At 36.8% G+C, this 13,085-nt stretch carries 11 protein-coding genes; all 11 read right to left on the bottom strand.

Features of this window, described 5'->3' with window-relative positions; all coding sequences use genetic code 11:
- Positions 1-60: 60 nt before the first annotated feature.
- Entirely contained in the window at positions 61-1,041 is a 981-nt protein-coding gene (locus G9F72_RS03990) for a DUF5692 family protein (RefSeq protein WP_164958525.1), read from the bottom strand.
- A gap of 125 nt (positions 1,042-1,166) precedes the next feature.
- Complete coding sequence (locus G9F72_RS03985) at positions 1,167-1,742, bottom strand: TetR/AcrR family transcriptional regulator (RefSeq protein ID WP_164958526.1); 576 nt, start codon at positions 1,740-1,742, stop codon at positions 1,167-1,169.
- A 290-nt stretch (positions 1,743-2,032) separates the two neighbouring features.
- On the bottom strand, positions 2,033-2,350 hold the full coding sequence (locus tag G9F72_RS03980) for a hypothetical protein (protein ID WP_164958527.1): 318 nt from the start codon (positions 2,348-2,350) through the stop codon (positions 2,033-2,035).
- A gap of 95 nt (positions 2,351-2,445) precedes the next feature.
- Positions 2,446-3,282 carry an ABC transporter permease gene (locus G9F72_RS03975; RefSeq protein ID WP_164958528.1) on the bottom strand — a complete coding sequence of 279 codons (837 nt, stop codon included), beginning with the start codon at positions 3,280-3,282 and terminating at the stop codon, positions 2,446-2,448.
- A gap of 7 nt (positions 3,283-3,289) precedes the next feature.
- Positions 3,290-4,204: an ATP-binding cassette domain-containing protein gene (locus G9F72_RS03970; RefSeq protein WP_164958529.1), complete on the bottom strand. Its 915-nt coding sequence runs from the start codon at positions 4,202-4,204 to the stop codon at positions 3,290-3,292.
- A gap of 328 nt (positions 4,205-4,532) precedes the next feature.
- Entirely contained in the window at positions 4,533-6,008 is a 1,476-nt protein-coding gene (locus G9F72_RS03965; RefSeq protein ID WP_164958530.1) for a protein adenylyltransferase SelO, read from the bottom strand.
- Between the two features lie 317 nt (positions 6,009-6,325).
- A complete protein-coding gene (locus G9F72_RS03960) occupies positions 6,326-7,402 on the bottom strand; it encodes an SGNH/GDSL hydrolase family protein (RefSeq protein ID WP_164958531.1) in 1,077 nt (358 codons plus the stop codon).
- A 241-nt stretch (positions 7,403-7,643) separates the two neighbouring features.
- On the bottom strand, positions 7,644-8,345 hold the full coding sequence (locus G9F72_RS03955; RefSeq protein ID WP_202054875.1) for a DNA alkylation repair protein: 702 nt from the start codon (positions 8,343-8,345) through the stop codon (positions 7,644-7,646).
- A gap of 240 nt (positions 8,346-8,585) precedes the next feature.
- A complete protein-coding gene (locus G9F72_RS03950) occupies positions 8,586-9,950 on the bottom strand; it encodes a peptide MFS transporter (RefSeq protein ID WP_224675948.1) in 1,365 nt (454 codons plus the stop codon).
- A 33-nt stretch (positions 9,951-9,983) separates the two neighbouring features.
- Entirely contained in the window at positions 9,984-11,783 is a 1,800-nt protein-coding gene (locus tag G9F72_RS03945; protein ID WP_164958532.1) for an aminopeptidase P family protein, read from the bottom strand.
- A gap of 96 nt (positions 11,784-11,879) precedes the next feature.
- The gene (locus G9F72_RS03940; protein WP_164958533.1) at positions 11,880-12,956 is read right to left on the bottom strand and encodes a M24 family metallopeptidase; all 1,077 of its coding nucleotides are present in this window, start codon (positions 12,954-12,956) and stop codon (positions 11,880-11,882) included.
- Positions 12,957-13,085 lie beyond the last annotated feature (129 nt).

Here is a 13,085-nt window from a genome sequence, read left to right as displayed (position 1 = left end):
ATATACAAAAAAGCCATTGTGTCCAAAACACCTCATAATTTTAAAGTTTTGCTATGCTTATTATTCTGCAAGTACTTTGATTTCCTTATACTCCTTTAAATCTGTATAAAGCTCGCCAAGATAAGGATTTCTCTTTGTCTTAACTACTTTGTAAATCATGTAACCAAATACTGCTATATTTGCAACTAATGCTGCGAAACTAAATGCAAATAGTGCTAGTTCATTGTAAGATGATGACACCGCAAAGGCACCCTTATCAATAAATAATGGGAATGTCTGTGCAAACATACACCATATGGCAAGTGTCTGTGCACGATGTTGCAGCCATGCTCCTTTTCCCACAGTAAATGCACAAAGGGTTGGCGCTAGTAGCAGTGCAAAACCGCAATACCATGCATGACCTGGAAGGCAGTTATAGGTATAAGCAAAATTCCATAGATCATAGGCTATAATCCAAAACCATAACATATCAGGCCATAGCATATCTTTGCTTCCATCTTTAGTAGTGTGTTTTCTTATGCAAATTCCAAGCCATCCGGTTATAGTTATTATATTCAGTATGCCTGCTATACCATTTATGAAATTCCAGGAACCGCCAAGTACATACATGGCTTCATCTGCTAAAGTCCCTCCACCAGCATATTGAATACCAACCTGAAAATCACGGGTTACTGCCTCCATAATATTGATAGCAAGGATAAGTGCTGGGAAACATAATGCCCATTTTTTATCAGATAATCTCCACTCTTTACCTGTTCTTTTATTCTTCCATTTAACATGCCTGATGCACCAAAAACCTATACATCCAGCTGTAGAAGAATACACCTTTGCTAAATGGAACCAGTCTGTATAAGTTGTATCCCTGAGTACTGTAAACCATAATATTGAAAGCGCTAGTGGTAAAATAACAAAACTGAAAAGTCCAACATATTTAAATCTACGAGCTACTTCATTAAAAGCAAAGAGTGCTATAAAAACAATTATCCAAACACCCCATACACTTAATGCTGATGCCCCCTCTGCGTAGTTGAAAACAAACATATTATTACCCCCTTTATAAATACATTAGTATTTTATATATCTATTGTATAATTTTTGTCAAACCCTATTCAATAGACAAAAAAATGAAAGTGTCTATTTTAGACACTTTCATTTATCAAAATTAATTATTCTTTTATTTCTTCTTTTATAAATGCAGCCACTGAGCGGGGAATACTTCCTGTTATCATGATCAAAAGCTTTTTAAGGATAGTTTCCGGTTGTTCTTCCATTCCTTCACTTACCCAATCTATAATCAACCCATTAAACACATGTCTATAAAAATTAACAATGAAATCATGATCTTTATCCTTTAATTTTACTGCCGTTTTTTCAACACACTCATCAACCACATCCTCTAGTAATCTTGTAGAAAGATTTGTAAAGTATGTATTAAACTCATACCAATAAGAAGAGTTGTATACATGCAGAATCATTTTCGAATTTTTCTTCAGATAATTCATTGTAGCCAGGAACCCGCCGCCCCAGGTTTCAAATGTTCTGTTTTGTGCAATTTCTAATGATAATTCCTCAAAAAATATGAATTTAAAAACGTTCATGATATCAGTAAAGTGATTATAAAAAGTCTGCCTATTTACATCGCAATGTTCACAAATTTCCTTCACAGTAATCTTATCTATAGATTTCTTGTTTAATAATTGTTTAAATGAGTCAATTATTGCAGTTTTAGCGTTTTTTTTCATAAACTTCTCCTCTAATTTAAGCTTTCGATTCTCATAAAAATCAATAAATCTACTGTTACAGTATATATCAATAAACTAAGTAATTCGATATAACCCACACGTTTCCTTCAATTTTTTTCAATATTATTTAAACTATATTATTTTTGAAAGAAAAAGGACTGTACCAATATTAGCACAGCTCTCATATAAACATTCAGATAATATATTGGAACTCTTGTATTTATACTACTTTCAAATTAAAAAATAAAGGTCTTGAATTGAATTCAAGCCTTTTATTTTTTACAAGTATTCTATTTTATAAGTGTTAAAGCATTTAAAAGACTTAAAAGTCTAGTTCCTAAAGTAGTTAACTGTGTATTTTTTTCTGTATAATGTTGAAACACATTGTCTAATCTTTCATTTAATTTTTCTAAGTAAGTTTTCTCTACTGGTACCACTGGTGTAACTACTGGTTTTACACAAGCTTTCTTAGTGGTTGCATCTTTTACAGCTAACAAAACTGAATCAGCTTCAGTTTTTACTGTTGGATCTAATACTATCTTACTATCTTCAATTCTTTTTAATTCTACCTTAACTGCTTCTGCATTTTTAATAATTGTAGTTTTCAAAACTTTATTAGCATCTTTAACAGTTGCTATTTTAAAGGGTTAAGAGATTTCTCCCTTAACCCAAATATCACCTAAGCTAATACTCATTACTAATATTAACTAAATATATCTCCTTCTTTACTTTTTGAGCGATTAATTCTTGAAAAATCCACCCTTGAGAAGACATAAGTTGATAATAATAAAAATATGAGTCCAAAAATAATTACAATGGCCATACTGATAGGAGGAGTAATTACAAAATCTCCTATTTTAAAAGCAAGCTGTTCCGCAACTAATTGATTAGTTGTTAAAGATGTCTTTTCCAGTATGATGGTTCTAAAAAACGCTGTTGTATATGTCATGGGATTGAGATAAGCAATATATTGCAATATTTTTGGTAACATTGAAAGCGGGATATATGCGCCACAAAGAAATGTAAGTGGCATTGTAATCGCCGTTATTACAACTTGAAATGTTTGTGAATTCTTAACCAGAGTCGCTATGTATAATCCTAGCCCCGAAAATACTAGTCCAACCACAATCATCACGCCGATTACCGCAAATGGTGTTATCCAGGAGGTGAATTTAAGACCTATAAAATAACCAATGAATAAAATAATAATCCCTTGCATTGTTGCTATTGTTGCTGCTGATAATAGCTGACCTGCGGCTATCTGGATTCGTTTAACTGGGCTTACTAGCACTTCCTTCATAAATCCCGACACAATATCTTCTATTGTGCTTGTGGCAACGGTAAGGGAGGTCTGGAATACGGTGGTTATAACAATACCAGCTAACATATAGTTTACTGGATTTTCAATATTTTGATTTTTAAATACCGAACTAAACACAAATAAAAAGAAGAATGGCATGATAATCGTGAAAATAAGTTGAACACGATTGCGAGCGAAAATTTTAATGTTTCTAAACCATAAAGCTATTATAATATCCATAAATTCCTCACTTTCTTATATCTTTTCCGGTAATTTCTAAGAATACATCATTCAATGTGCCTTTATTAATTTCCAAATCTGTTATAGCAGCTTTGTGCTTACTTATTATGTCCATAAGTTTTGGTAAATTATTAACTTCAATTGAATAATAACCGGTTTTTTTCTTGTAAACAAAACCTGCCGTGTCTAGCAGTACCTCCAGGCCTTGCTCGTCTAGAGTTGTAATATTTGCTTTATCCTTTGTATATTGCTGTTTCAAATGATAAGGAGTGTCTATTGCAACAATTTTACCGGCATCCATAATTGCAACTTTGCTGCAAATCTCGGCCTCCTCCATGTAATGTGTTGTTAGAAAAATGGTTATATTCTTCTCCTTTTGCAACTTTACAATATATTCCCACATGTGAGCCCTTGTTTGAGGGTCAAGACCTGTGGTTGGTTCATCTAAAAACAATACTTTTGGGTAATGTAGCAGTGCTCTGGCTATTTCAACACGCCGTTTCATCCCGCCTGACAGACTGCTTACCATTGCTTTTTTCCAGTCCAGCATATCCACTAAATTTAAAACGAATTGGATACGCTCAGTGGCTTCACTTTTGGGGATAGCATAAAAATGGCAATGCATAATTAAATTTTCAAGAACGGTCATTTTATTATCCAATGTGGGTTCCTGAAAAACAACCCCAATAACACTTCTAACGGCGTCCTTTTCTCGGGAAACATCTTTTCCGTCAATGTTCAGGGTTCCTGAGGTCTTATCGAATATGGTACACAGTGTATTGATGGTTGTGCTTTTACCTGCTCCATTTGGCCCTAAAAATGCAAAAATACTTCCTTCTTCTACCTCAAAGGTCACATTGTCCACTGCTGTAAATTTATCATATTTCTTTACAAAATCCCGAACTTCTATTATGTTTCTCATGGTATCACTCCTATCAATTGTTTCTAGCTTTTCGAAGTCACGTTGTAATATGCTCAAATTTAAGTATACTTCGCTTATGTGGTCGACTTTTTTATAAATAAAATTATACCAATAATTTGCTAGAAAAACAATGATGGTAGCTTTTATCACTAGCAGTTTTCACTTAAAGTTAATCAGTGACCATTAGAATTCTATCAAGCAACGGGTTCAAGTTAACTTATTCATAAATTGAAAGATAAATAAAAAGGGCCAACTTACCTGCCCTTTTCTGTAAACATTTATTTTAAAGTTTCTTTCGACATCAGTTAGCTGGTCTAATGCTTCTAAATTAAGTACCGCAAAAGGTTCGGTAAGGGCGGGTTGATAAAGCAGGCAGTGTGGAGTAATTACTCTGTTCTGGAGAGTGCGCATAGGGACTTGAAAGAACAACTAGAAGACGCTCCATCACGCTGTAGTCTCCTTGTTTCACTGCGGCTTCTAGTGCAGCTTCAACCAGGTGGTTACGAGGGATTATCGCTGGATTTGAACTCCGCATCAACTGATGCGAGGCGGTTTTCGGTTCTTTCTGTCTGCCTAGTCTCGCCTGCCACAGTTCATGCCACTGAGCAAATTCCGTGGTGCCAAATAAGTCTGTATCCCACCGTGTATCAAAAGTTAGTGAGCGGAAGGTATTGGTATAGTCCGCATGATACTTCTGCATCAAACTGAGGAGGCCTTCAATAAGGGCTTCATCCTGCAACTCCTCATTAAATATTCCCAGTTTTGCTCTCATTCCCGTGAGCCAATTGAGGTGATACAACTCAGAAAAATCTGAAATCGCTTCTTGGGCCAGTTTGACAGCCTGCTCCTGATTAACATGTAGCAACGGCAATAGGGTTTCAGCAAATCGCGCTAGATTCCACTCTGCAATATGGGGCTGATTGCCATATGCGTAGCGGCCTTGAATGTCAATGGAACTGAATACCGTTGCCGGGTCATAGGCATCCATGAAGGCACAAGGACCATAATCAATGGTTTCTCCACTAATGGCCATGTTGTCCGTGTTCATCACCCCGTGAATAAAGCCAACCAGTTGCCATTTGGCAATCAGAGCGGCCTGACGCTTAATAACTTCCCGAAGAAGGAAAATATATTGGTTCTCATCAGCTACAACGTCTGGAAAATGTCTTTGCAATGTGTAATCAGCTAGGTCCCGTAGCTCCTCAGCAGTGCACCATTTTGAAACGTATTGAAAGGTGCCGACTCTCAGATGACTGGTAGCCACACGAGTCATAATTGCACCAAGTTGCTCGGTTTCGCGGATTACTGACTCACCGGTTGTCACCACCGCTAGGCTGCGGGTGGTGTTAATACCAAGCGCATACATTGCTTCGCTTATGATGTATTCACGAAGCATCGGTCCAAGAGCTGCTCGACCATCGCCCCCACGAGAGTATGGAGTTTTACCTGAACCCTTAAGCTGAATATCAAATCTTTCACCTAAAGGCGTAATCTGTTCACCAATAAGCATAGCCCTGCCGTCCCCAAGCATCGTAAAATGCCCGAATTGATGCCCTGCGTAAGCCTGGGCAAGAGGTAAGGCTCCTTTGGGAATCTGCTTGCCAGCAAGCACCGCTATGCCATCATTGCTTTGCAACGCCTGGACATTCAAACCCAGGGATGTTGCCAAGGTATAATTGAGAATGATCAACTTTGGTGAGCGTACTGGGTTTGGTTTGATTATGGTGAAAAATGATTTCGGTAGACGGGCATAACTGTTGTCTAAGTTCCATCCTGTTTCTATTATTACTTTTCTCTCTGTCATCGTATCTCCTTTTCTTCTTATATCTTTTTATATACTATCTTTTTATTTTACATAAATCAAAAATCATGCAATTCTATGATATTTTTAGTTATCTACTTTCTATACAAACACTAGTCAGTCACTTTTAGTGTTTACTTCTATCAATTTATTATACCCTCTTCACATGGTGCCCTTTAAATATTTTTTAGGTATGTACTCAAATTAGAGACGTTAGGGCTAAAACATAAAGCGACTCTTGCCTGCTACTATTTTAAAATTCAAAAATGAGAAATCTCTAATGGAGACTTCTCATTATTTAACTGCCTATCTTTTGGCGGTTATTTTGCAACTACTATTTCCTTAGCACTAACATGACTCTGGTATATAACTTCATGACCCTTTGTTGTCGGATGAGGATCCAGATTTCCTGTGAATAAACTAAAATTTATCAAAGGTTCTGTACCCTTGTAATCATGAAATGCTGTGTATACATCTGCCACTTTATAACCTGCATTTGGTGTTTTTATTATTTTATTTATTCCTTGTATTGCTGGATCAAATACAATATAAAGGGGATCTAGCTGATTTAAGGGGTTATATAATGTTGTTACATAAATATCTGCCTTGGGAGCCAAAGTCTTTATTGCTCCGATTATACCTACCCAATCCGTACCAAATTGTTGCACACCTGACGCTAATGCAGATGGTAGTTTACTCAATGTGAGATTCAACGTCTGCTGATTATTCGGACTCGCTAAAGCCAATTTTAGATCACTAGCAAATGTAGGTGAAGTTGTGGCAAGATTGAATGAAGTTGCAACTGCATTGATGACAGGTGCTAAAAGATTATTCCCTCCAACACTTATTGTTATCATCTTAGCTTTGCTTACAGCATCTTTGGTAGCTGCATCATTCTGTAGATTGCTTAAAAGATCTCTACTTTTTTCTCCTGGTATACCAAGGTTAATAAGCTTAATCCCTTCATTTCCCTGAATTGATTTTGAGTTATTATAGAAAAGATCAACATACCCATTACCCTTCGTTGCGCTCATTCCATTAGTAATAGAGTCTCCCAGTGCTGCTAATATAGCCACTTGATCTATATCTGCTGCGTCATAGTTAATTACTCCAACTGAATTCTTATAAACTACAGCTGGTATTACATTTGCATCTACTGTTTGTCCACTTACATTGTTAATCCACTTTCCACTAAAATCCTTAACATATAATTCTCCGCCTGCAGCTATTGCATTACTGATTTCTTTAATATTTGCTGTATTATTAGCGTAATTTAAGTCGAATGCTTTATTGCCCATTATAACAGTACCATTAGGCATTGAAGCAAAAGCTGGGATAGATGTTAATCCCAATACCATTAATACACCAAGAAACGAACCTATAATTTTTTTATTCATATTTTCCCTCCATGTATAATATTTTTCCTCCATTTATAATATTTTTCCTATATTTATAAATTTTTACATGATATTCGTATTTTTATTGTATACTGAATTAAACTACTTGTCAATATTCATTATTAATTAATATTTGATATTTTTTTTATAAAAGAGTCTAGTAAAATAGCCTAAGATAGATTTTACTCTATCTTAGGCTTCTACAATTTTATAACTTATTTCCTTCGCTTATTGAAAGTATTCAACAACGTGCTTGTTTCCTTTTCTTAACGCCACGAGATTCCATCTTTTCAATGTAATGTCTAATCATAGGTACTTTACAAGCAGTGTTACCCATAGCCACAGTCACCTTCCCTATTTTGTCTCCTAGTTCCTTAGCTTCTTTTGATAAACCTGGCACATAACCACCAGCTGCAATAACAAATAAGTTCATTTGATACTGAACTCCTTCACGTTCATCATGAATAACCTTTGCTATATGATCAAGATACTGCCTTATCTCATCCATATCTATGACTTCATTAGGCAGTGTGGCTAAAATGCTACCATAGGTTGACCACCCTGCTGCTGCAATTGTCTCAATATCTGACTGTATCCATTCTCTAGCCAACTGGACACCAAAAGAACTTTCTGAAGTAATCCAAGCAACTGTGGTACATGCTATACTTTCACATTGACTATTGACTACCCAATGATTAAGGTCCTTTAGTGTCATTTTCGTCTCGTCAGCAATAAGCCCTGCTAAGTACATGGCATCATAATTACCTGTATCAAACAGTAGCAGTGATAAATTATAATCTTTTTTTATGATCTTTTGAAGTTTTTTAAGATCTACAACTTTAACTCCATATTTAGGATCTGGTATACCATGGTTCCCATAAATACGACGGGTTTGTTCGCTCCCATGCTCCTCTAAATACAACATTACCTCTTCAATTTCCATACAATCACCTCTTTAATTATTTATATGTTGATCATATATCTTTTGATAATTGTTATCAACTACTTTTTTGAACCCATTAGCAAATTTGCTTCACTCATAAATGTCCCGTGGTGGCAAAACAAATCGTAAACATAATTTAAGTTTATTTCACCATATAAATGGTTACTGCGCAAAAATACAGAAAAAAGATGACTACTGTGCAAGACAGCAGCCATCTTTTTCTTTTAGAAAATAAACCTATTATGCTGGTATATTAACCTTTTTTGCTGGTTCTTCATCTTCCAGCAGTTTTACAAGCTTTTTGTCAAAGATAAACAGCAATACTGCGCATACGAACAGAATGATCGGGATGACAACATAGGACTGTATAATCGGGAATTTTGAAGCAAACTCATACAGGTAGCCATAGGATTTACCTGCGATAAAGGAAGCTAAAATCCAAACACCCATAAGTACCGAGTAAATCTTGTTCGGTGCATATTTAGTAACAAAGGAGTTACCAAGTGGTGAGAACAGCATTTCACCCATACTGAGGAGCACACCGAATGCAATAATCCAAACTATGCTTGCCTTGGATGTGCCTCTTGAAATTTCTGCACCTACAAGCATTAAAAATGACATCCCAAGTAAACTAAGACCCAGAGCCAATTTTTTAAACAAGCTCAGATCGCCTTTAGGCCTCTTGGACAGCTTGAACCACAGTATACCTAAAATTGGTCCCATAGCAATACATACAAATGAGTTCAAGGAGTCGAACCATGAAAGTGGCACTGCGAATCCGCCTACATTCATGTTAACAAACTGACCGCCGTAATCATAAACAGCTAGGTAAGTCAGGTACCAGAACACCCAGAATACAACTGAGAATATAGATACCAAGACAATAGCAAAGACCTTTCTTTTTTCCACCCTTGTTAATGGCTTATTTTCAGTTACAGCTTTCTTTTCCATGTGCTTGCCTTCTTTGAAGGGTTTTTTGCCTACTTCTCCAAGGAATTTCATACCGAACAGGAACCACACAGCATCAATTGCACAAATGAGACCGCACAATTGGAACGCAGGTCTGAAGCCCTGAACGCCACCATGGGCAAAAGTTGTGGCTATAAGAATACCAACCGCCGTTGTTCCGATAAACGCTCCGATATTGACGAATGAGTACTGAACTGAAAATGCTGAATCCAGCTGACTTTCGTCTTCAAACAAAGCGCCGCTGATTGCAGAAACGTTACCTTTAAATAGACCTGTACCGATGGCTACAAGTGCCACCATCACATTCATGGTTACGGCACTAGTTGCAGATCCACCCACTATATACCCGCCGGCCATCAAAATTAGTCCAACCGGAACACAGTATCTAGCACCAATATGCCTATCAGAAAGATATCCGCCAATAATAGGTGCAAGATAGGTAAACGCAACAAGATTTGATTGAATAAGTGCAGCTTCAAACTTTGTAAGACCTAATCCGCCTGTTACCACCGTAGCCATAACAAAAACAAAAATCAGATACTTCGCAGAATAATAAGCCATCCTTTCGAACATGAACGCGACACAACAAATGTAAAAACCAAAAGGTCTTTTGTTTTTAACTACAATTTCACTCATAATTTCCCCCCCTAAACTAATTTTTTCTTTTGTTTAAACTTCTCTTGTATACAATTTTAGCCACTCTCTCTCTTCAATACTCAGGTACTGGGCTAATTTCTCGTACACAAGCTTATGATAACTGTTTAAATACAGTTTCTCATCACGGTTAAGGTCTTCTGCAGCTATAGCATCCAAATCGATTGGAGCATAAGTTACAGCATCAAAGTGCATGAATTGACCAGATTCGTTTTCAACGCCTTTTCTTACAATGAGCTCATTCTCTATCCGGATGCCATGGGATCCATCAATATAAATTCCAGGTTCATCGGTTATGACCATGCCTTCTTCCAAGGTATTAGTTTCATGCTTTGATGGTACGATAGACCATCTGAAACCGCTTGGTCCTTCATGAATATTCAGCAAATAGCCGACACCATGACCAGTTCCGCATTTATAATCCAGGTCAAGACTCCACATTGGTTCTCTAGCCAATATATCCAAGTTATAGCCTTTGCATCCGTAAAGGAATCTAGCACGGGCCAAATTCATCATACCTCTAGCCACGGCCGTGAAGTGCTTTTTAAGTTCTTTGCTCACTTCGCCAAGGGCGAATGTTCTAGTGATATCTGTTGTGCCTTCAAAGTAGTTTCCGCCGGTATCCATTAATAATAAGTGTCCCTCTGCAAGTTCCACATCTGTTTCAGGTGTAGCCGAATAGTGCATCATGGCTGCATGTTCCTTGAAAGCGCAAATTGGTGCGAAGCTTTGCCACAAGTAACCCTCTTGCTGTTTTCTAAGCTCTTCCAGTTTTTCTGACGCACTAATTTCTGTGATTGTTGTTTTTGAGATATTTGTTTTCAACCAATACATGAGTTTCGTAATGGCAACACCGTCTTTAATGTGGGCTTTTTCAATATTGGCTAGCTCCACAGGGTTTTTTATTGCCTTGAACAGGATGCTAGGATTATCTGCTTCGATTTTTTTTGTCTGAACTGGAATGTTCTTATACAACGCATAATTAATCCTGTCCGGGTCAATCAGCACAACATCTTCAGCCTTAAAGCCCTTGACAAATTCATAAATGTCGTTGTAAGGCCTTAACTCCACACCATCCTTGACTAAAGCTTCCCTGACATTTACATTAAGCCTACTTTCTTTAATGAACAGGTCTACCTTTTCCATGCTAACAACCGCATAACATAGCACCAGCGGTGAATACATAACATCATTTCCTCGGATGTTGAGAAGCCATGCGATATCATCCAAGGTTGTGATGATATGGTAGTTTGCTCCTACATCTTTCATTGTGCCTCTTATCCTAGACAGCTTGGACAATCTGCTTTCGCCGGAATACTTTTCCTCAAGAAGAAAAACAGGTTCATTTGCTATCTTAGGACGGTCTTCCCATACCTTACCTACGAGATCGTAAGCATACTCAATGGTAGCATTCTTATGGGCAAGTGCCAAAGCAAAATCTTCCCCTTCTTGCATCGCCATGAGACGTCCATCAAATCCGAGTTTTCCATTATTAGTCATCTCAGCTTTTATGTATTCCAATACAGTAGGGACTCCAGGGTTTCCCATCTTGAAGAGCTTAATTCCACTGCCTTCAAGCTGATGCTCGGCCTGAAGAAAATACCTTCCATCCGTCCAAAGACCCGCTTTGTCTTTTGTAATGACCGCCGTTCCGGCAGAGCCCGTAAAACCGGTTACATAGGATCTTGCCTTAAAGTATTCTCCTACATACTCGCTTTGATGATTGTCTGCGGATGGAACAACATAGGTATCTATTCCCTTTTCCTCCATAAATGCTCTCAGTTTTGAAATTCTTTCTTTTACACTTTCACTCATTACTTTCCCTTCCCTTCATAAAATTCACATGTAAGTTACTGCTCCGTGTGTTCGATAAAAGTGTATATATTATACATAGATCTAATTCCCAATATTCTATTCTACAATAATTAAATCCTTTGTATAATGATTTAATACTTCACAACCATCTTTTGTTACTATTACCAAATCTTCTATACGAACTCCTACGTCTCCTGGCAAGTAAATACCTGGTTCTATGGAGAATATTTGTCCAACCTGAACTTCATCTGTATTAACAGATGAAACATCACCGAAATCATGAACCTCAATACCTATTGAATGTCCCAGTCTATGAGTGAAGTATTTTCCGTAGCCTTTTTCCGTTATATAGTCTCTAGCTGCTGCGTCTATATCGCAAAATCTAACTCCTGCTTTAACTTTCTCAATTCCTCTTCTGTTTGCTTCTTTAACAATTTCGTAAACTTCTCTGCTGTGGTCTGATACACTTTTGTAGAATACAGTTCTAGTCATATCTGAGCAGTATGAATCCTTTTTACAGCCGATATCAATAACTACACTATCTCCTGGCTTTACTGTTGATTTGTCCATTACATGATGAGGGTCTGCTGCATTTGCACCATATCCTATAATCGGATCAAAGGAATGACCTTCAGTTCCCATTTTATCCCATAACTCACCAAGTAATTTTCCCATTTTTGTTTCTGAATGCTTATCAGGCACAAGTTTTATCATTTCGCCCATAGCACTATCATTTAATTTTGAGGCTGCTCTCATTAATTCTTTTTCATTTTCATCCTTACACATTCTTACTTTGTCAAGAATTTCAGATCCATTGACAAATGAGCTTCCACCCTTTAATTGCATTAATTTTATTAAGAAATGTGCTGGCCAGTTTTTATCTATACCCATTGGGCTTTCTTTATCTATGTTGTCTGCAAGAATTTTCACTGGACTTTGAGTATCGTTATACCATATCTTTTCCAAACCTAAATCTTCACTTATAGGAAATAACTCATTAATAATTAATTTGTTGTTTCCATTTAAATTAATATACAATGCAAGCATTCTCTCTCCTGGAAAAATCCATTTTCCTGTAAGATAAAATATTGCTGATGGATCAGAAACTATCATTTGCGGTATTTTCTCTTCACTCATAATCTTTAGAACCTTATCAAGTCTTTGTTTTATCATTGGAAATCCCTCCTGAAATATTTTATTTATATAATTAACTCTCTGATTTCACATACAATTAATTATATACTTCTGAATCAGTAATTTCTGCGCTAGATAGTGCAAACACAGCACTTTAATGTTCAGAAA

Origin of the sequence: Clostridium estertheticum (assembly GCF_011065935.2) — a bacterium.
GTDB lineage: Bacteria > Bacillota > Clostridia > Clostridiales > Clostridiaceae > Clostridium_AD > Clostridium_AD estertheticum_A.
This window is presented reverse-complemented; position numbering and strand designations above follow the sequence as displayed.

Bases quoted from the DNA above. Each gene is read 5' to 3' on its own strand.
- G9F72_RS03990 (WP_164958525.1), bottom strand. From the start codon at position 1,041: ATGTTTGTTTTCAACTACGCAGAGGGGGCATCAGCATTAAGTGTATGG.
- G9F72_RS03985 (WP_164958526.1), bottom strand. From the start codon at position 1,742: ATGAAAAAAAACGCTAAAACTGCAATAATTGACTCATTTAAACAATTA.
- G9F72_RS03975 (WP_164958528.1), bottom strand. From the start codon at position 3,282: ATGGATATTATAATAGCTTTATGGTTTAGAAACATTAAAATTTTCGCT.
- G9F72_RS03970 (WP_164958529.1), bottom strand. From the start codon at position 4,204: ATGAGAAACATAATAGAAGTTCGGGATTTTGTAAAGAAATATGATAAA.
- G9F72_RS03965 (WP_164958530.1), bottom strand. From the start codon at position 6,008: ATGACAGAGAGAAAAGTAATAATAGAAACAGGATGGAACTTAGACAAC.
- G9F72_RS03960 (WP_164958531.1), bottom strand. From the start codon at position 7,402: ATGAATAAAAAAATTATAGGTTCGTTTCTTGGTGTATTAATGGTATTG.
- G9F72_RS03955 (WP_202054875.1), bottom strand. From the start codon at position 8,345: ATGGAAATTGAAGAGGTAATGTTGTATTTAGAGGAGCATGGGAGCGAA.
- G9F72_RS03950 (WP_224675948.1), bottom strand. From the start codon at position 9,950: ATGAGTGAAATTGTAGTTAAAAACAAAAGACCTTTTGGTTTTTACATT.
- G9F72_RS03945 (WP_164958532.1), bottom strand. From the start codon at position 11,783: ATGAGTGAAAGTGTAAAAGAAAGAATTTCAAAACTGAGAGCATTTATG.
- G9F72_RS03940 (WP_164958533.1), bottom strand. From the start codon at position 12,956: ATGATAAAACAAAGACTTGATAAGGTTCTAAAGATTATGAGTGAAGAG.